At 63.6% G+C, this 20678-nt stretch carries 10 protein-coding genes and 2 pseudogenes; 10 read left to right on the top strand and 2 right to left on the bottom strand.

Annotated features, from left to right (window positions below):
* The first annotated feature begins 267 nt into the window (after nucleotides 1-267).
* The 4 genes from NKI95_RS30540 to NKI95_RS30525 all read left to right on the top strand — a co-directional run bounded on the left by NKI95_RS30540 (nucleotide 268) and on the right by NKI95_RS30525 (nucleotide 10738).
* Nucleotides 268-5979 carry a HAMP domain-containing protein gene (locus NKI95_RS30540; protein ID WP_352721555.1) on the top strand — a complete coding sequence of 1904 codons (5712 nt, stop codon included), beginning with the start codon at nucleotides 268-270 and terminating at the stop codon, nucleotides 5977-5979.
* 52 nt (nucleotides 5980-6031) lie between these two features.
* Nucleotides 6032-8095 (top strand): PAS domain-containing hybrid sensor histidine kinase/response regulator, encoded by a 2064-nt coding sequence (locus NKI95_RS30535; protein WP_352721527.1) that lies wholly within the window; start codon nucleotides 6032-6034, stop codon nucleotides 8093-8095.
* A gap of 56 nt (nucleotides 8096-8151) precedes the next feature.
* Entirely contained in the window at nucleotides 8152-9039 is an 888-nt protein-coding gene (locus tag NKI95_RS30530) for an alpha/beta fold hydrolase (protein WP_352721525.1), read from the top strand.
* Nucleotides 9040-9238: 199 nt separating this feature from the next.
* The gene (locus NKI95_RS30525) at nucleotides 9239-10738 is read left to right on the top strand and encodes a helicase HerA domain-containing protein (protein ID WP_352721524.1); all 1500 of its coding nucleotides are present in this window, start codon (nucleotides 9239-9241) and stop codon (nucleotides 10736-10738) included.
* A gap of 121 nt (nucleotides 10739-10859) precedes the next feature.
* Here the strand turns inward: NKI95_RS30525 and NKI95_RS30520 are convergent, their stop codons facing one another.
* Nucleotides 10860-12446, bottom strand: coding sequence for a serine hydrolase (locus NKI95_RS30520; RefSeq protein ID WP_352721522.1), 1587 nt, complete (start codon nucleotides 12444-12446; stop codon nucleotides 10860-10862).
* A gap of 279 nt (nucleotides 12447-12725) precedes the next feature.
* Between NKI95_RS30520 and NKI95_RS30515 the strand changes: the two genes are divergently transcribed.
* The 3 genes and pseudogenes from NKI95_RS30515 to NKI95_RS30505 all read left to right on the top strand — a co-directional run bounded on the left by NKI95_RS30515 (nucleotide 12726) and on the right by NKI95_RS30505 (nucleotide 16480).
* Entirely contained in the window at nucleotides 12726-12860 is a 135-nt protein-coding gene (locus NKI95_RS30515; protein ID WP_352721520.1) for a hypothetical protein, read from the top strand.
* A gap of 261 nt (nucleotides 12861-13121) precedes the next feature.
* Nucleotides 13122-14263: pseudogene (locus NKI95_RS30510) on the top strand (ATP-binding protein); the annotation flags it as partial.
* A gap of 498 nt (nucleotides 14264-14761) precedes the next feature.
* A complete protein-coding gene (locus tag NKI95_RS30505) occupies nucleotides 14762-16480 on the top strand; it encodes an adenylate/guanylate cyclase domain-containing protein (protein WP_352721518.1) in 1719 nt (572 codons plus the stop codon).
* A 220-nt stretch (nucleotides 16481-16700) separates the two neighbouring features.
* On the opposite strand, the pseudogene NKI95_RS30500 reads toward NKI95_RS30505, so the two are convergent.
* Nucleotides 16701-17050: pseudogene (locus NKI95_RS30500) on the bottom strand (ABC transporter permease); the annotation flags it as partial.
* A 109-nt stretch (nucleotides 17051-17159) separates the two neighbouring features.
* Here NKI95_RS30500 and NKI95_RS30495 point away from each other — a divergent pair.
* From NKI95_RS30495 to NKI95_RS30485, 3 genes are all read left to right on the top strand, one after another.
* Nucleotides 17160-17759, top strand: a complete 600-nt coding sequence (locus NKI95_RS30495; RefSeq protein WP_352464414.1) for an ANTAR domain-containing response regulator — start codon at nucleotides 17160-17162, stop codon at nucleotides 17757-17759.
* 2 nt (nucleotides 17760-17761) lie between these two features.
* The gene (locus NKI95_RS30490; RefSeq protein ID WP_352721516.1) at nucleotides 17762-19000 is read left to right on the top strand and encodes a CmpA/NrtA family ABC transporter substrate-binding protein; all 1239 of its coding nucleotides are present in this window, start codon (nucleotides 17762-17764) and stop codon (nucleotides 18998-19000) included.
* Nucleotides 19001-19359: 359 nt separating this feature from the next.
* Nucleotides 19360-20676: a CmpA/NrtA family ABC transporter substrate-binding protein gene (locus tag NKI95_RS30485; protein ID WP_352721514.1), complete on the top strand. Its 1317-nt coding sequence runs from the start codon at nucleotides 19360-19362 to the stop codon at nucleotides 20674-20676.
* Nucleotides 20677-20678 lie beyond the last annotated feature (2 nt).

The raw sequence follows: 20678 nt of genomic DNA, 5'->3' as shown, positions 1-20678 counted from the left end.
GAGTTGCATCGCGCTATCGCGATCTATACCCAACGAGAGTTTTTTCGAGATGTTCCGTTGGACAGAAATAGTGATCGATACAATCACTATGGACCTTTGTTGCTCGTCGTTTCATGAATGCGACGCCGAAATTCCTGCCGCATAGCGGCAATTTCGTCTGGAACCAAATCGAGCATGCCGCGTTGTTGCGCTTGCGGGGAGTTGTGTCGGGCCGCAGGGGATACCAGGACATTCAAGAAATCCGTGAGCTGGGAGGGCGCTGTGAGCGTGCTTGCATCCACAAGGCAATTGGATCGCCGTCAAATACTGAACGCACTGAAGGCTTTTCGGAGCGGTGATTTCTCCGTTCGCATCGACAATGTCTACGCCGGCCTCGATTCCGAGATCGCCGATACCTTCAACGAAATCGTAGAGCTCAACGATCAGGTCACGCGCGAGTTCGAACGCCTCAGCAAGGTCGTCGGCAAGGATGGCCGGATCGGCGAACGCGGCCGTGTCCGCAACGCCACCGGCAGCTGGGAATCGAGCGTCCGTTCCGTCAACGATCTGATCGAGGACATGGTTCAGCCGACGGCCGAAGTGGCGCGCGTCATCGGCGCGGTCGCCAAGGGCGACCTGTCGCAGACGATGATGGTCGAAATCGACGGCCGGCCGTTGCGCGGCGAATTCCTGCGCATCGGCAAGATCGTCAACACCATGGTCGGGCAACTGGCCTCCTTCGCCTCGGAGGTGACGCGCGTGGCGCGCGAGGTCGGCACCGAAGGCAAGCTCGGCGGCCAGGCGCGCGTGAAGGGTGTGGCCGGGACCTGGAAGGACCTGACCGACAACGTCAACGCGATGGCGACGAACCTGACCGGACAGGTGCGCAACATCGCCGAGGTGACGACCGCCGTCGCTTCCGGCGACCTGTCGAAGAAGATCACCGTCGATGTGAAGGGCGAAATCCTCGAGCTCAAGAACACCATCAATACGATGGTCGACCAGCTGAATTCCTTTGCCTCGGAAGTGACACGCGTTGCGCGCGAGGTCGGTACAGAAGGCAAGCTCGGCGGCCAGGCGCGCGTCGAAGGTGTCGGCGGCACCTGGAAGGACTTGACCGACAACGTGAACCTGATGGCCGAAAACCTGACCGGCCAGGTGCGCAACATCGCCGAGGTGACTACGGCTGTGGCGCTTGGCGACCTGTCGAAGAAGATCACGGTCGACGTCAAGGGCGAGATCCTCGAGCTGAAATCGACGATCAACACCATGGTCGACCAGCTGAACTCCTTTGCCGGCGAAGTGACGCGCGTCGCCCGCGAAGTCGGCACCGAGGGCAAGCTTGGCGGCCAGGCTCAGGTGCGCGGCGTTGCCGGCACCTGGAAGGACTTGACCGACAACGTCAATTCGATGGCCGAGAACCTGACCGGCCAGGTCCGCAACATCGCCGAGGTGACGACCGCCGTCGCTTCCGGCGACTTGTCGAAGAAGATCACCGTCGCCGTGCAAGGCGAAATCCTCGAGCTCAAGGACACCATCAACACGATGGTCGATCAATTGAACTCCTTCGCGTCCGAAGTGACGCGCGTGGCGCGCGAGGTCGGCACCGAAGGCAAGCTCGGCGGCCAGGCCGAGGTGAAGGGGGTCGGCGGCACCTGGAAGGACCTGACCGATAACGTCAACCTGATGGCCGCCAACCTGACCGGCCAGGTGCGCAACATCGCCGAGGTCACCACCGCAGTGGCGCGCGGCGACCTGTCAAAGAAGATCACCGTCGACGTCAAGGGCGAAATCCTGGAGCTCAAGGACACCGTCAACACGATGGTCGACCAGCTGAACTCCTTCGCCTCGGAAGTGACGCGTGTGGCGCGCGAAGTGGGTTCGGAAGGCAAGCTCGGCGGCCAGGCGCATGTCGAGGGCGTCGGCGGCACCTGGAAGGACCTGACCGACAACGTCAACGCCATGGCCGGCAATCTGACCGTGCAATTGCGCGACGTCTCCAAGGTGGCGACGGCAATTGCGACCGGCGACCTGACCCAGAAGATCACGGTCGATGCGCTGGGCGAGATCCTGCAGATCAAGGACGTCATCAACACGATGGTCGACCAGCTGAATTCCTTCGCCTCCGAGGTGACGCGCGTGGCGCGCGAGGTCGGTTCCGACGGCAAGCTCGGCGGCCAGGCACAGGTGCGCGGTGTTGCCGGTACCTGGAAAGACCTGACCGACAACGTCAATGCGATGGCCGCCAACCTGACCGGCCAGGTGCGCAACATCGCCGAGGTGACGACGGCAGTGGCGCTGGGCGACCTGTCGAAGAAGATCACGGTCGATGTGCGCGGCGAGATCCTCGAGCTCAAGGACACCATCAATACGATGGTCGACCAGCTGAATTCCTTTGCCTCCGAAGTGACGCGTGTGGCGCGCGAGGTCGGCACCGAAGGCAAGCTCGGCGGCCAGGCGCAGGTGCGCGGCGTTGCCGGCACCTGGAAGGATCTGACCGACAATGTGAATTCGATGGCCGAGAACCTGACCGGCCAGGTCCGCAACATCGCCGAGGTGACGACGGCTGTGGCGCGCGGCGACCTGTCGAAGAAGATCACCGTCGACGTCAAGGGCGAGATCTTGGAGCTGAAATCGACGATCAACACCATGGTCGACCAGCTGAACTCCTTTGCCGGCGAAGTGACGCGTGTCGCCCGCGAGGTCGGCACCGAGGGCAAGCTCGGCGGCCAGGCGCGGGTCGAGGGCGTCGCCGGTACCTGGAAGGACCTGACCGACAACGTCAACCTGATGGCGACGAACCTGACCAACCAGGTGCGCGGCATCGCCGAGGTCGTGACCGCGGTCGCGCAAGGCAATCTCAAGCGCAAGCTGACGGTCGATGCCAAAGGCGAGATCGCCTCGCTCGCCGACACCATCAACGGCATGATCGAGACGCTGGCGACCTTCGCCGACCAGGTGACCAACGTCGCCCGCGAGGTGGGCATCGAAGGCAAGCTCGGCGGTCAGGCCCGGGTGCCCGGCGCTGCCGGCCTTTGGCGCGACCTGACCGACAACGTCAATCAGCTCGCCGCCAACCTGACCACCCAGGTGCGCGCCATCGCCGAGGTGTCGACTGCGGTGACCAAGGGCGATCTGACCCGCTCGATCAGCGTCCAGGCCTCCGGTGAGGTGGCGGCCCTGAAAGACAACATCAACGAGATGATCCGCAATCTGAAGGACCAGACGCTGAAGAATGCCGAGCAGGACTGGCTGAAGACCAATCTCGCCCGGTTCTCGCGCATGCTGCAGGGCGAGCGCGACCTGGCCACGGTCTCGCGTCTGATCATGTCCGAACTCGCCCCGCTGGTGAATGCGCAATATGGCGTGTTCTACGTGACCAACCGCGACGAGGATGAATTCTATCTGGAGCTCGCCGCCTCCTATGGCGCCGAAAGCAAGGCGGAGATCAAGCAACGCCTCGATCTGCGCGAAGGCCTTGTCGGGCAAAGTGCCGCCGACAAGCGCGCCATCATGCTGGACAATGTGCCGCCGAATTTCCTGCGCGTCACCTCCGGCCTTGGCAATGCCGCGCCGGCGAACGTGATCATTCTTCCGGCTCTGTTCGAAGACGAGGTGAAGGCCGTCATCGAACTCGCCTCGTTCAGCGAATTCCGCGACACGCACCAGTCGTTCCTCAACCAGCTGATGGAATCCGTCGGCATCGTTCTCAACACCATCGCCGCCACCATGCGCACCGAAGGCCTCCTCAAGCAGTCGCAGCTGCTGACGTCGGAGTTGCAGGCGCGTCAGACCGAGCTGACCAAGAAGCAGGAGGAGCTGCACGCCACCAATGAGGAGCTGCAGGAAAAAGCGCAGCTGCTCGAGAACGAAAAGAAGCAGGTGGAGAACAAGAACCTCGAAATCGAGATGGCGCGACGGGCGCTGGAGGAGAAGGCCGAGCAGCTGGCGCTTACCTCGAAATACAAGTCGGAATTCCTCGCCAATATGAGCCACGAACTGCGCACGCCGCTGAACTCGCTGCTCATCCTTTCAAACCTGCTCGCAACCAACCAGCAAGGCAATCTCAACGACAAGCAGGTCGAGTTCGCGCGCACCATCAATTCGGCCGGCACCGATCTTTTGAGCCTCATCAACGACATCCTCGATCTGTCGAAGATCGAATCGGGCACCGTCTCGATCGACATCAACGACATGCCGGTGGTGCATCTTCGCCAGCATATGGAGCGAACCTTCCGGCAGCTGGCGACCGACAAGGGACTTGGCTTCACCATCAATGTCGACCCCGAGCTTCCGGAGACCGTTCGCACCGACGAGAAGCGATTGCAGCAAATTGTGCTCAACCTTTTGTCGAACGCGTTCAAATTCACCTCGCAAGGCGAGGTCCGCTTGAATTTCCGGGCCGAAAAGACGGGCCGTCACAACGGTTCGGCGCAACCGATGGAGGCGCTCGCGATCGTGGTCAGCGATACCGGCATCGGTATTCCGCAGGACAAGCAGAAGCTGATCTTCGAAGCCTTCCAGCAGGCCGACGGCACCACAAGCCGCAAATATGGCGGCACTGGGCTTGGGCTCTCGATCAGCCGGGAGATTGCCCGGCTGCTCGGCGGCGAATTGCGGGTCGAGAGCACGCCGGGCAAGGGTTCGACGTTCACGCTGGTCATTCCATTCGATGGACCCCGGATGGCGTTGGCCCCGCAAGCGGCGCTGCTGCCGGCGATGGAGGTGGCCGCAACGACAGCGCAGCCGAGCCCGCCGTCCTCCGAATTGCTCGATGACCGCGACACGATCTCACCGGAAGATCGGGTCGTGCTGATCGTCGAGGACGACCCGACCTTCGGCGGTCTGCTGCTCGGCCTCGCACGTTCGGCCGGGCTGAAAGGCGTCCTGTCGACCGCGGGCTCCGGCACGCTGGCTTTGGCGCGCAAGCTGGTTCCCGATGCTATCACGCTCGATCTCGGACTGTCGGATATCGACGGCTGGGTGTTGTTCGATCTGCTTCGCCACGACCCGAAAACCAAGGACATTCCCGTCCATGTCATTTCGGGCGCCGAGGATATCGAGGTGCTTGCCCGCAGGGGTGCATCCAGCATTTCAACCAAGCCCGTATCGTCGGACGAACTGATGAAGGTCTTCCAGGACATTCACTCCAGAAAGCTCCGCGTCCAGCGCCGCGTCCTGATTGCCGATACCGATCCCGAGCGCCGCCTTTCGCTGATCGACGCGATCCGCGACGGCGTCACCTCGGTCACCGCGATCGGCCGCGTCGCGGCGAATGCGGACGATATCGGCATCGCCAACTATGATGCCGTTGTGCTCGGCTTTGGCCGCTCGGCCAGGGACAACGCCCAGATGCTGGATGAGATTGCCGTTCTGTTCGGGCAGTCGGTGTCGCTACTGCTGTTCTTTGCGCCTCATCCGGAAGCGCTGCAACAGTCGCTCGCCTTGCATCCGGCATTGGCGGATGTTCCGCGGGCGGAGAATTTCGCTCAGCTGGCTCTCGTGATGTCGGCAACTCTCCCCGGGCGTGGACATGAAAACGATGATGCCACAGCCGAACAGCCGGACAATGTAGTTCTCGCCGGCGCAAAGGTCCTCATCGTCGACGACGACATCCGCAACATCTATTCGCTTACCAGCGTTCTCGAGACCTATGACATCCAGGTGCTGCATGCGGAGCGCGGCCGGGAAGGTATCGCGCTTCTGGAGCAGAGCCCGGACATCGACGCCGCACTGATCGATATCATGATGCCGGAAATGGATGGCTACGAGACGATGCGGCAGATCCGCGGCATGCCGGCGATTGCCCATATCCCGTTGATCTCGGTTACCGCCAAGGCAATGAAGGGCGACCGGCAGAAGTGCCTCGACGCCGGCGCCTCCGACTACATCGCCAAGCCTGTCGACCTCGATCTGCTGCTGGCATTGCTGCGTGTCTGGATCGGCCGCTCGCGATCCCGTGTCCATGGTCCGGAAAAGACGCTCATGGCAGTGAACTGACGGCCGCTCGATGCAGAAACTGTCGAGGCACGGAGCAAGAAAGCTGGGGGTCATGGCGCCGGCAGCGGGGCCGGCAAAGGCGCGCATCCTGGCCGTGGATGACGACGAGCGCAATCTGCTGGCGATCGGCGAGGTTCTGGCCCCTATCGGTGATGTCGTCTGCGTGCAGTCGGGCGAAGAGGCGTTGCGCGCTCTGCTGAAGGAGGATTTCGCCGTCATCCTGCTGGATGTGCTGATGCCGCGGCTGGACGGCTACGAGACGGCGGGCTTGATCCGCCAGCGCGAGCAATCCAGGCGAACGCCGATAATTTTTCTCACCGCCATCAACAAGGAAGACGCCCACATGCTGCGCGGCTATGACGCCGGCGCGGTGGATTACGTGTTCAAGCCTTTCGACCCGGCCATGCTGCGTTCCAAGGTCGCCGTGTTCGTCGAGCTTCATGAGAAGACGCTGGAAATCCAGCAAAAGGCGGCTGCCGAGCAAGGGCTGCTGGCCCAGGCACTGCAGGCGCAGAAGGAAAAGCTCGAGGCCGAGCAGGCGCTGCGCAGCGCCCAGGAGCGGCAGCATGCCATTTTGAGCTCTCTTCCGGTCTGCTTCCACGCGCGGGCGGCGGAGCCGCCGTTCGGCGCCAGCTTTGTCACCGAAGGGGTCGAACGCTTGACCGGCTTTCCTGCCGAACGGCTGACCTCCGATCCAGGCTTCGGCCTGAGCCGCGTTCATCCCGACGATCTGCCGAGAGTGAGGCAAGCCCTGCTCGCAGCCAAGGCCACCGGCTCCTACACCTGCGAATTCCGCTGGCAATGCGCCGACGGCAATTACCGGATTTTTCTCGACCAGGGCGTCCTGTCGAACGGCTCCGACAGCCAAAAGCCAGAGATCCTCGGCACATTGCTGGACATTACCGAGCGGCGCGAGCTTGAGAACCAGCTGCTGCAATCGCAGCGCATCGACGCGATCGGCAAGCTTACCGGCGGACTGGCGCATGATTTCAACAATCTGCTTGCCGCAATTCTCAGCGGATTGGGATTGCTCGAGCGCCACGCCGAGTTCGATGGACAGGCCAGGCAGGTTCTGGAACTGACACGCCGGTCGGCAAAACAGGGCGCCGAACTCGTCAACCGCATGCTTGCCTTCTCGCGCCGCCAGACACTGAGGCCGCAGGCCGTGCGCCTTGCCGCGCTCGGCGATACAATGAACGGGTTGGTGGCCCCGGTCCTGGGAGGCCTGATCCGTTTCGATTGGCTTGTCGACGACACTGTGTGGCCGGCGCATGTCGATGCCAGCCAGCTGGAGCTGGCGCTGATGAACCTGGTCTTCAACGCGCGCGATGCCATGCCGTCCGGCGGCACGATAATCGTGGAGGCGCAAAATCGAACGCTAGGCCGTGCAGCCGAGGATATTTCGGCGGGCGACTATGTCGTGGTCACCGTCAAGGACACGGGGTCGGGCATACCGGCCGACATTCTCGCCAAGGTCGTCGAACCGTTCTTCACGACAAAACCGGTCGGCAAAGGCACTGGCCTCGGTCTGAGCACGGTGCATGGCTTCGTCAAGCAATCGGGCGGCACGCTCCGCATTGAAAGCACCGTCGGCAGTGGAACAGCCGTCCAGCTCTGGCTGCCGCGTTCAATCGAGCGCCCGGTCGAAATCGCCGAGACGTCCGATGCCGACGACACCGTCGTGAATGCCGGCGAGGACTATCCATCGGTCCTGCTGATCGACGACAGCAATGTACTGCGGGAACTGACGGCGCAATCGCTTCGCCAACACGGCTTTGCGGTTACCTGCGCCGGGGGTGGCGCGGAAGCGTTGGCGATGATCGAGCGGGCGCCGTACGACTTCGACGTCATCGTCACCGATTTTGCCATGCCGCTCGTCTCGGGCCTGGAGGTCATTCGGTTCGCCCGCAATCTGCGGGCCGATTGGCCGGCGGTGATGATAACCGGATATGCCGACGCCGACGCGATCGCCGACCGGCCCCCCGACGTGCCGCTGCTCGGCAAACCACTGCGCGAAAAGGACCTGATGGAGAGCATTCTTGCGGCGGCTGCGCGCACCGGCTCGCAGAGGGCCAAGCAGGCCCAGCCGGTGAAGAAGCGGACCATTGGAACCTGACGTACAGGTTGTCGTTGGATAGGTCGCTGGCTGCGTTAGGATCGGAGGAAAGACTGATGGCGACAGCGGACTGGCCTCTTCCTGAACGCTTCACCTTTCAAGGGAACTCGATCGCCTGGGGCGCGATGGGCGAGGGCTCACCCGCGGTATTGCTGCATGGCACGCCTTTCTCATCGTCGGCATGGCGTAGAATTGCGCCTTTGCTCGGCCAACAGAGGCGAATCTATTGCTTTGACATGCTCGGCTATGGTCGATCCGACAAACCCGACAGCGACGTGTCCCGTGGCATGCAGAACGAGCTTTTCGCGGCCCTTTACGATCATTGGGGCCTGCGTGACCCCGATATCGTTGCGCATGATCTCGGCGGCTCAACAGCGTTGCGCGGTCATTTGCTCAACGGGCTCGACTACCGGTCGCTGGTGCTGATCGATCCGGTCGCAATCAGCCCGCAAGGCTCACCACTTGTTCAGGCCGCCAAGAAACACGAGACGGTCTTTTCCGGCCTCCCGCACTACATTCACGAAGCGATCCTGCGCGCCTACATCGGCGGCGCCGTAGCGAATGCGCTACGCGAGGAAGAGATGGCGCTTTACCTCGCGCCGTGGCTGGGAGCCGAAGGCCAAAAAGCCTTCTGGCGCCAGGTCGCTCAGATGGATGACAAATACTCGCAAGAGGTCGAGTGGCGATACGGTGAGATTCGTTGCCCCGTTGCCATCCTGTGGGGCGAGGACGACCAGTGGATTCCCATCGCCGACGGTCGCGAGCTCGCGCGCCGCATTTCGAGCGCTTCCTTCCACGTCGTGCCGAACGCGAAGCATCTTATGCAGGAGGACGCGCCGGAAGCGATCGTGGCGACAGTGCTTGGCTTCTGGCGAGACCTGGAGGAGCGGGCAAATGCCCGCAAAAAATCGGCTTCGGCCGCTCGATCTCCACCGCGTCAATGACCGCGTCGGGCGCCTCTATCCGGTAGCCGATGCCATGGACAAGAATCCACTCCTTAGTGGCAGTCTTGAATCGAAACGGTACGTTTCGTATCGTTTACCTGGCAGCATCCAGCCTGTGCGCAACACCGAGCGCCGGCCATGGCGCGCTCGACGGGCTGTGATGCGGTTGATAAGCCCTCTCCGCAAGGAGAGTCGAGATATGACCGTTGCGATCGAGATGGGCCAGACGAGCGCAGGCGCCCCGGCGGCGCTGGATCTTGAGGAACTGCTGGCGACGCGGCTTCTGGTGCAGGGGAATTCGGGCTCCGGCAAATCCCATCTGCTGCGCCGGCTCTTGGAGCAGAGCGCGCCCTGGGTGCAGCAGACCATTATCGACCCCGAGGGCGACTTCGTGACGCTCGGCGACCGTTTCGGCCATCTGGTGATCGATGCCGAGGAGCATACCGCGCGCGGCCTGCAGAGCGCCGGCGAGCGGGCGCGCATCCACCGCGTCTCCACGGTGCTCAATCTCGAAGGGCTCGACGCCGAGAACCAGATGCGGCGCGCCGCCGCCTTTCTCGGCGGGCTGTTCGAGGTCGCCCGCGACCACTGGTACCCGATGCTGGTGGTGGTCGACGAGGCGCAACTGTTCGCGCCGGCGGTTGCCGGTGAGGTTTCGGACGAGGCGCGCAAGCTCTCGCTCGGCGCCATGACCAATCTGATGTGCCGTGGCCGCAAACGCGGGCTTGCCGGTATCATCGCCACCCAGCGGCTGGCCAAGCTCGCCAAGAACGTCGCCGCCGAGGCTTCCAATTTCCTCATGGGCCGGACCTTTCTTGATATCGACATGGCGCGCGCCGCCGACCTACTCGGCATGGAGCGGCGCCAGGCTGAGGCTTTCCGCGACCTCGAGCGCGGGCAATTCATGGCGCTCGGCCCGGCGCTGTCGCGCCGTCCGCTCGGCCTGCGCATCGGCCCGACCGATACAAGTCCGCGCAACGCGACCCCGCGCCTGATGCCGTTGCCGGAATCGGCACTGGAGGATGCCCGCGCCATCATCCTGGCGGCGCCGCCGCCGGAAACCGTCCGGCCGCAGCGCCGGTCGTCGCCGGACCTGCTCGATCAGCTGATGGCGGCGAAATCGGCGGCGCTGGAAATCCGCCCCGAACCGGTGGAGCCGCCGATCAGCGCTGAGGATCTGGCGGAGCGGCGCGAGCGCGTCGACCGGGTGCTGCGCGCCGTGCTGGCGCAACCCGATGCCGGCTTCCGTGTCATCGGCGTGCTCTATCAGGAGTTCGTGGTCCGCTGCCGCATCGAGGGCCTCGCCTCGGTCGTGCCGGACCTGCCGGAGTTCCGCCGCATGCTGACGCGCGCCCGCGCCGGCCTCGGCTCCGACATGGCCGGCGGTGACGCATGGCAGGACGTCTCGGCGCGCGCCTCGCTGCTGCCCGAGGATATGCAGGGCGTGTTCATGATGATCGCCCGCGCGGCGAAGGAAGGCTGGCCCTGCCCGAGCGACGCGGCGATCGCCCGCGCCTACGGCTCGCACTCGCTACGCCGCGCCCGGCGCCTGCTGACTTACATCGAGGAGCAGGGGCTGATCGTGTGTCAGCTCGACGGGGTTGGCCGGCGGACGGTGACGCTGGTGGAGCTGGCCTGGGCGACGGCGCCGGGGGATCCCAATGCCGAGGAGGCGGAGCAGGGGAGGCTGGCGGGGTGATGGCTGCTGCGGTTTAAGCGAAAGCTGACGTCGCTCAACATCACCAAAGCGCCAAGAGCGCTCATTGCCGAACCACTACTCAGACGTCGCGTTTTGAGCTGAGCACCCGACGCCTCCACCCCTACCTCTGAAAATGCCCCAACCCGTTCTCATTCAGATAGTCCACCGTCATCACCCGCGCGTGAATGCTGCCGGGGGAACCGACGAACGTCACCGATGACAGCGAGCCGATCGGCGCGTTCTCGCCGCGGGGGGTGAGGGCATAGGTGTCGCCGTCCCAGTGTTCGAGCGTGAATCGCATGGGCTTCGGGCCGAGTTCGAGCACCAGCTTTTCGCCATCAGCCAGCACGTTGGCGGTGTCGAAATAGTTGCTCGTATATTCGCCGGCGTAGAAGGATGGACTGCGCGCCTTGGCGGGGTTCGTCGGCTTGTCCTTGCCGGCGAGGTCGCCCACTGGCTTGTAGTAGCCCATGAACCGCGGCTTGATGTAGGGATACCAGTCGCGGGTCACCTGGCCATATTGCACGATGTCCATAAAGCTGGCGGCGACCGCCTCGGCGGCGCCGACGGGGGAGCCGTTGGTGAGCACGACGATACCGACATCGGCCGAGGGCAAGACCTGGAAGGTGGTGCCGGCGCCGAGCAGGAAGGCGCCGGAATGGCCCATGGTTGTGCGGCCATTGGCGTTCACCCCCACATTGAAGCCATAGCCATAGGAGCTGGCCCGCGTATCGGGCGTCTCGCCGCGGTAGGTCACGATCTGCGGTGTGATGGCCGGCTGCAGGATCTTCGGGTCGATCATGGGCTGGCCGTTATACGCGCCGTCGGCAAGCAGCAGGATCATCCACTTGGCAAGATCCTGGGCGCTGGAGGAGACGCCGCCCGCCGGCGCCTGCTGGTCGGGATCGCGGTCGTAGAGCGGCTTGAAGACATTGTCCGCGACGCGCGCATGCAACAGGGCGCGGTCGTTGCCGGCGGCAATGAAGTCCTTGTGCAGGTAGCTGCTCGAACGCATGCCTAGTGGATCGAACAGCAGGCTCTTGGCCAGCGGCTCCCAAGGCTGTTTCTCGGCATGGGCCACCGCCTCGGCGCCGATCGTCGTGCCGAAGTTGGCGTAGTGATAGGAGATGCGGAAGAGATCGAGCGGCACCATCCATAGGCTGCCGACGATCTGCTTGCGTTGGAAGCCGAGATCCTCGAGCTCGTCGCCCGCCGCCATCGGCAAGCCCGAGCGATGGGCGAAGAAATCGCCGATGGTGGCGTTGCCCGAGACATAGTCGAGATTGAGGCGGAAGCCATCCCAGATCTTGCCGACCGGGGTATCCCAGTCGAAGCTGTGGTCCTTCGTCATGGCGATGGCGGCCACCGTGGCCGAGATCGACTTCGACACCGAGGCGACCTGGAAGATGGTGGTGCTGCTGACCTTAGAGGTGTCGTCCCGGTTGTCGCGAAGGCCATAGCCTTCGTCAAAGATCATCTTGCCGCCATGCACCACCGCCACGGCGAAGCCGGGAACGTTGGATGCGTCCGCGACTTTCTTGACGATGTCCGGCAGGGCGGCCACCGCCTTCTCGACGCCGTCGGGATACAGCTGCATAGCATCCTGCGGCGGCGATGGCCCAAGCTCCGGCACGTTGGACTGCGCGGCTGCCATGGCGGGCAGCATGGTAACGAGAGAAAGTACCAGGAGAGCAGCGACTTTCTTCATTGCATGTCCTCAAACTTGCACCGATGATCGGACCATACGCGGCAAGATGAAAGATGGTTACGGCTATTTTCTACCGATATGTTTAAGTTCCAAAGATCAGACAGAGACGGCGGCTGCGCGTCATGTGATTTCGGGACCTGGTGAAGTATCCGCGTTACCTACGCGGGCGGCAATTGGACGGCGGGAGAACGTCAACATTCCAAGCCCGGGCGGCATCCAATCAGGAGTTGTTCGCCAACGGGCTGGCGGCCAACCAGAAAGTCATCGAAAGCCAATTACATGGCCCATCGCGAGGTCTACGGCCTGCTGCATGGGGTCCTGATGGTCAAGGGGCCGGGACGCTTCGTCTTGACCGATCTTGCTTGCGGCAAGTGGGCCGAAAGCTGCCCTTCCGCTTTCGGGACGAACGCCTGATTCAGATCCAAACTATTGCACCAAGCCACTCCCGCCCTGCTGCTACTTCTTGCTTAATCAGAGATCTGACCGTGCCCGCATAAGGTTTTGTGCGTTGTCCCATTGCCACGATGAGTTCTAGATTCTCCTTGTAGCTGAGGCGGGCAAAGTTAGCCGCTTTCACCTCGCCCTCGGCCTCCGCAGGATTAAGCCGTCGATACCAAGCTTCGCAGCGCTCGACCAATTGTACAAGTTGTGCACAGATTTGAGAACGTGCTCGCACTAGGCGGGATGATTGAGGTCGCCCGCGACCACTGGTACCCGATGCTGGTGGTGGTCGACGAGGCGCAGCTGTTCGCGCCGGCGGTTGCCGGCGAGGTTTCAGACGAGGCGCGCAAGCTCTCGCTCGGCGCCATGACCAATCTGATGTGCCGTGGCCGCAAACGCGGGCTTGCCGGTATCATCGCCACCCAGCGGCTGGCCAAGCTCGCCAAGAACGTCGCCGCCGAGGCTTCCAATTTCCTCATGGGCCGGACCTTTCTTGATATCGACATGGCGCGCGCCGCCGACCTACTCGGCATGGAGCGGCGCCAGGCTGAGGCTTTCCGCGACCTCGAGCGCGGGCAATTCATGGCGCTCGGCCCGGCGCTGTCGCGCCGTCCGCTCGGCCTGCGCATCGGCCCGACCGATACAAGTCCGCGCAACGCGACCCCGCGCCTGATGCCGTTGCCGGAATCGGCACTGGAGGATGCCCGCGCCATCATCCTGGCGGCGCCGCCGCCGGAAACCGTCCGGCCGCAGCGCCGGTCGTCGCCGGACCTGCTCGATCAGCTGATGGCGGCGAAATCGGCGGCGCTGGAAATCCGCCCCGAACCGGTGGAGCCGCCGATCAGCGCTGAGGATCTGGCGGAGCGGCGCGAGCGCGTCGACCGGGTGCTGCGCGCCGTGCTGGCGCAACCCGATGCCGGCTTCCGTGTCATCGGCGTGCTCTATCAGGAGTTCGTGGTCCGCTGCCGCATCGAGGGCCTCGCCTCGGTCGTGCCGGACCTGCCGGAGTTCCGCCGCATGCTGACGCGCGCCCGCGCCGGCCTCGGCTCCGACATGGCCGGCGGTGACGCATGGCAGGACGTCTCGGCGCGCGCCTCGCTGCTGCCCGAGGATATGCAGGGCGTGTTCATGATGATCGCCCGCGCGGCCAAGGAAGGTTGGCCCTGCCCGAGCGACGCGGCGATCGCCCGCGCCTATGGCTCGCACTCGCTACGCCGCGCCCGGCGCCTGCTGACCTATATCGAGGAGAGGGGCTGATCGTGTGCCAGCTCGACGGGGTCGGACGGCGGACGGTGACGCTTGTGGAACTGGCCTGGGCGACGGCGCCGGGCGATCCCGGTGCCGCGGAGGCGGAGCAGGGGAGTTTGGCTGTGTGATGGGGGCGGGGCGGTTTGGGCGAAAGCTGACGTCGCTCAAGATCAGCAAAGCGCCAAGAGCGGTCATCGCCGAACCACTACTCAGATGTCGCGTTTGGGCCGACATCGGAAGATCCGCTTTCGGGATGATTGGGCTAAAGAGCCGACCTTCGTGTCTTAGTGCGGACCGCTTTGCGCCGTATCGCGACCTCCGCGAACGCCGTTGGGACTGTCATGTATCGACCCCTTTTCAGGCCTTCAAACGAGCACGGCCTAAGGGAAACGTTTGAGCCAAAGGGGTCACAGTCCGGTCGCGAGGCAACTGCCGCGAACAAACGGCGGGATAGGTGGGACTCGCTCGTCAGGGGCGCCGCGGCAGGTGAGCCAAGGCGTCGCGCGAGCCATAGTCTCAAGAGGCGTGATCTGTGGTATAGAGGCCGGTGAGGGCACGCCGGAAGCGCCGGCCCTACTTGCCTCTGGCGTGCGGCCTGCGTGTCGCGAACCTTCACTGAGGCTCACATGGAGCGGAAGCTCGCTGCCATCCTTGCCATCGATGTCGTCGGATACTCGGCGCTCATGGAGGCGGATGAGGCCGGCACCTTCGACCGGCTAAAACGTGGCCGCAAAGAGCTGTTCGAGCCGGAGATCGCGACGCGACATGGGCGAATCTTCAAGCTAATGGGGGACGGCCTGCTGGCGGAGTTCGGCAGCGTCGTGGATGCGGTCGAATGCGCGGTCACGCTTCAGCGCGGAATGGCAGAGCGTAACGCGAGCGTCGCCGAAGACCAGCGCTTCGAAGTCCGGATCGGAATCAACCTTGGAGAAGTGATCGTCGAAGGGGACGATCGCTATGGCGAGGGCGTGAACGTGGCGTCGCGCCTCCAACAACTCGCCGAGCCCGGTGGCATCTGCGTTTCAGAGAAGGTGTCCAAGGAGGTCAGGCAGAAGTTGGCGTTTGCGTTCGAGCCCATGGGCGAGCAGCGGGTAAAGAATATAGCCGAGCCGATATACTGCTATCGTGTGAACCTGCAGCTTCCGAGAGCCGCTCCGGCCGGCCGACTGACATCGCTGGAATTGCCCGACAGGCCCTCGATCGCGGTCTTGCCTTTTACCAACATGAGCAACGATCCGGAGCAGGAAACCTTTGTCGACGGCTTGACCGAAGACCTGATCACCGATCTCTCTCGCTGCGCTGGCCTCTTCGTAATCGCGCGCAACTCGACCTTTGCCTACAAGGGACGGCCGGTCGATGTGCGTTTGGCCGCACGTGATCTTGGGGTGCGCTATGTGGTTGAAGGCAGCGCCCGGCGCGCCGCGGGGCGCGTGCGCATCAATGCGCAGCTGATCGACGCGGTCGGCGGCGATCATATCTGGGCCGAGCGCTACGACAGCAGCCTCGAGGATATCTTTGCAGTGCAGGACGAGGTCACGGCCAAGATCGTCGAAGCCCTTGTCGGCCGATTGGCCGGACAGCCGGCGCGCAAACGGCCGACGAGTCTCGAAGCCTATGACCTCTGCGTCCGAGCCCGCGGCGTCAGTTTTCAGACCGGGTTAGGCGCGCGGGAAGCGCGCATGCTCCTGGAAAAGGCGATCGGACTCGATCCCGACTATGCCGAAGCACATAGCTTGCTGGCCCTCAATCTTTGGCTCGGCTGGCTGTTCTGGAACGAGCCGAAGGAAACCAACCAGCCTCGCGCGCTCGCGGAAGCGCAGCGGGCAGTGGCGCTCGACCCTAACGATGCCGGGAACCGCTGGTTGCTGGGCATCATACTTGGTCACGAACGGCGCTTCCGGGAATCGGATGCCGAGTTCGAGGCGACCTTCAAGCTCGATCCCAATCATGCCGATGCCTGGGCGATGCGCTCGGATCTCATCACCTTAAGGGGCGACGCGGTCAAGGGCGTCGAATTCGTGAAGCGGGCGTTGCGGCTCAATCCGCACCCTCCAGGGTGGTACTATTGGATGGCGGGCCAAGCCTATTATGCGCTCGGCGACTATCAATCTGCGGTCGATGCCTTACGCAAGCCGGAAACCTACCGCACCACGTCGCGGCGCATCCTAGCGGCAGCCCTCGCGCAGCTCGGGCGCCTTGACGAAGCCCGTCAAGAGGCGGAATTCTTCCTGATGAGCGATCCCTATTTCAGCATCAGGCACTGGGCAACATCGCAGCCATTCGACGACGAAGAAGTGCTCCAGCGCTTCGTCGAAGGTTACCGCAAGGCTGGCCTTCCCGACTAAGGAGCGCATCGCTTTGGATCGCCGACTTGCTCTCGTCAGGACATACGCTCGTCTTTTGGCTATGAGGGCGATGCCAGTGGGTTCCATCGATCAATGACCGTTGATAGCGCAAAGCTGCCTTAGCGATGTCCGCTCTTGGTGAATCGACGGGACCGTAGGAATGACTGCCGTGCGGCGCAAGCTGTCATGCACGGCTCCGTTTGCGAGAGTCTGCTTCGGGTCAAAAGCAGCTGCTCGCGTCAGCCCCCTGCCGATCCTCAATAATCCGCAAATAAGCCGCCGTGACAAACAGCATGATCAGCCCAAACAAAATCCGCCGCGCTCCTTCCGGCATCTGCAGGATGGTCAGCAGCGTCGTCAGCACGGTGAGGATCAGCGCCCCAATGATGGTGCCGGTGTAGCCGCCGCGGCCACCGAAGGCAGCACCAGCGGTTCGACGAGCGACAGCGCCTTGATCAGGCGATGTAGAGCAGTGCCGGCGAGTACGCTCGAGATGACGTAGAGTGCCGTGATCACCCGCCAGTAGCGGACGCCGGACAGGCGCGTTGCCCATTCGTAGTCGCCGACGGCCGCCCGCGACGCTGGCCGTCGCATCCAATGCTCAGGCGGCGCCCGGCTTTGTTTGCGTGAATCTCGCCATGCCGCATTGCACAATCGCCTCGCCTGCGCAAAATGCGGCATGATCCGCAAATCCCTCACTGTCCTGGTGATCGATGAAAACCACATCCGCGCTTCGATAATCGAAGCAGGACTGCGGGAGGCCGGCCATCAGCAGGTCACGGTCATCCACGACGTCACCGGCATAGCGCGGCGGATCGCCGAGATCGAACCCGACGTGATCGTCATCGACCTCGAAAATCCCAACCGCGACATGCTCGAAAACATGTTCCAGCTCTCGCGCGTGGTGAAGCGGCCGATCGCCATGTTCGTCGATCGCTCGGACCAGGCGTCGATCGAAGCCGCGGTGGAAGCCGGGGTGTCGGCCTATGTCGTCGACGGCCTGCGCCAGGAGCGCGTCAAGCCGATCCTCGATATGGCGATCAGCCGCTTCAACGCGTTTTCGCGCATGGCGCGCGAACTGGAAGAAGCCCGCAGCGAATTGGAAAGCCGCAAGGTGATCGATCGCGCCAAGGGCATATTGATGAAGTCGCGCGGCCTGTCGGAGGACGCGGCCTATACGCTGCTGCGCAAGACCGCCATGAACCAGAACCGCAAGATCGCCGAAATCGCCCAGAGCCTGGTGACGGCGGCAGGCCTTCTGGATCCCGAGGAGAGTTGAGAATGGCGGCCGAGCACCGGATCAATGCTGGCTTCATGCCGCTCTTCGACAGCGCTGTCCTTGTCGCAGCGAAGGAAATCGGCTTCGCCTTGCGTGAAGGCATCGATCTGACGCTCAACCGGGAAACGTCCTGGGCCAACATCCGCGACCGCATCGCCATCGGCCATTTCGATCTGGCGCATATGCTGGGGCCGATGCCGATCGCCTGCAACCTGGGGCTGACGCCGCTCGCCTCCGACACGGTCGTGCCGTTTTCGCTCGGCCTTGGCGGCAATTGCGTCACGGTTTCGAACGCCGTCTGGGCGGGCATGGCCGCGCACGACGCCCGACCCGACCTCGATCCGGCGCGGGCCGGCAAGGCGTTGGGGGCGCTGATCCGCGAACGGGCGAATGCCGGCGGCGATCCGCTTCGCTTTGCCGTCGTCCATCCGCACTCCGGGCACAATTACGAACTGCGCTACTGGCTCGCCGCCTGCGGCATCGACCCGTCGCATGAGATCGAAATCGTCATCGTGCCGCCCCCCTTCATGGCCGACGCGCTCGCGGCCGGCAGGATCGACGGCTACTGCGTCGGCGAACCCTGGAACAGCGCCTCTGTCGTCGCCGGCACCGGCCATATCGCCACGGTCAAGGCGGCCATCTGGAAGACCAGCCCGGAGAAAGTCGTCGGCGTGCGCAAGGCCTGGGCGGAAAAACAGCCGGACGCGCTTTCGGCCCTGCTGCGCGCGCTGCATCATGCGGCGCGCTGGTGCCAGGATCCGGCAAACCGCGACGAACTCGCGGCCTTGATGGCGCAACCGGCCTTCCTTGGTCTGGCGCCGGCGCTGCAGATGCCGATCCTCAGCGGCCATCTTGCGCTCGGCGGCGGCGCCGAACTCAGCGTCGGCGACTTCTTTCTGCCCTTCGACAAGGCGGCGAACTTCCCATGGAAGAGCCATGCGCTGTGGTTCTACACGCAGATGGTACGCTGGGGGCATGTCGCGCATACGCCGGAAAACCTCGCTGTTGCCCGCGACTGCTACCGCCCCGATCTCTACCGCTCGGCGTTGAAGCCGCTTGGCGTGGCGCTTCCCGGTGCCAATGCCAAGGTCGAGGGCGCGCTGAAGGCCGCGACTCCAGTTGGTTCGGCGGGGGCAAGCCTGGTGCTCGGTCCCGACGGTTTCTTCGATGGCCAGATATTCGATCCCGACGAGATCGACGCCTACATTGCCGGCCAGAAATTGGCGCGCGCCGAAGCCTGATCATTTCCGCGGCATTCTTGTGCGCTGCACAAAAAATGTGCGTGCAAATGCGCTAATGAACAATCTTTGGCTTTGCTCGCCCAGCGGGCCGGCGCGCCGACGATTTTGGCATGCCGTTGATCTCATTGATGTTTGTCGTCCATTCCGAAACTGGCACGGTTCCTGCTTTGTAATAGGCAGACTCTTCTCGGAGTCACGGAATGCGCGTCCAATGGCGGGCGCTACAGGCAAAGCTGCCGCTCAGGTCAACACGCGATCCCGGATGGACGGACGCGCGAGGCCTGGCCGGCGGCTTTTTTGTTTGGTCGAACACGCAATCGACGGCGCCGATCCCAAGCCGCGCCCAACCGGAGATGACGATGACGAAACGCATCAAGAGCCATTCCGCCCAAACGGCGATCAGCCGCCGGGATTTCCTGAGGATCAGCGCGGCCACCGCGGCAACGCTGGCGGCGGCGCGTGCGCTGCTGCCCTCCGGCGCCTATGCCGCGGCGGCCGCGCCGGAAGTCACCGGCGCCAAGCTCGGCTTCATCGCGCTGACCGATGCGGCACCGCTGATGATTGCCAAGGAAAAAGGCCTGTTCGAAAAATTCGGCATGCCCGATGTCGAAGTGCTCAAGCAGGCGTCGTGGGGGGCAACGCGCGACAATCTGGTGCTCGGCGGCGAAGCCAACGGCATTGACGGCGCCCATATCCTGACGCCGATGCCCTATTTGATGCACACGGGCAAGGTGACGCAGAACAAGCAGCCGCTGCCGATGGCGATCGTGGCACGGCTCAACTACGACTGCCAGGGCATTTCCGTCGCCCAGGAATATGCCGGCACCGGCGTCGGCCTCGACGCCTCAAAGCTGAAGGAAGCCTTCGCTGCCAAGAAGGCCGCAGGCAAGGAGGTGAAGGCCGCCATGACCTTCCCGGGCGGCACGCACGACCTCTGGCTGCGCTACTGGCTGGCCGCCGGCGGCATCGATCCCGACAAGGACGTCTCGACCATCGTCGTGCCGCCGCCGCAGATGGTCGCCAACATGAAGGTCGGCAACATGGACGTGTTCTGCGTCGGCGAGCCGTGGAACGAGCAGCTCGTCCATCAGGGCGTCGGCTTCACCGCCGCCACCACCGGCGAACTGTGGAAGGGCCATCCGGAAAAGGCGCTCGGCCTGCGCGCCGCCTTCATAGACAAGTACCCGAACGCCACCAAGGCGATCCTGATGGCTGTCATGGAAGCCCAGCAATGGTGCGAAGCAAAAGAAAACAAGGACGAGATGGCCGCTATCATCGGCAAGCGGCAGTGGATGAACGTGCCGACCGCCGACATCATCGGCCGCCTCAAGGGCGACATCAATTACGGCAATGGCCGCGTCGCCAACGGCACCGACCTCTATATGAAGTTCTGGCAGGGCGGCGTGTCCTATCCCTTCAAGAGCCACGACAGCTGGTTCCTCGCCGAGAACATTCGCTGGGGCAAGTTCGCGCCGACCACCGACATCAAGGCACTGGTCGGCCAAGTCAACCGTGAGGATCTGTGGCGCGAGGCGGCCAAGGACCTTGGTGTCGCCGCGGCCGATATTCCGGCGTCTACGTCGCGCGGCCCCGAAACCTTCTTCGACGGCAAGATCTTCGATCCGGAGAACCCGTCGGCCTATCTCGACAGCCTGAAGATCAAGGTGTCGGCCTGAGC

The organism is Mesorhizobium sp. M0306 (assembly GCF_040321655.1).
Taxonomy (GTDB): Bacteria; Pseudomonadota; Alphaproteobacteria; order Rhizobiales; family Rhizobiaceae; genus Mesorhizobium.
Note: the sequence above shows the minus strand (reverse complement) of the source record. Positions and strands in the feature narration are given on the sequence as shown.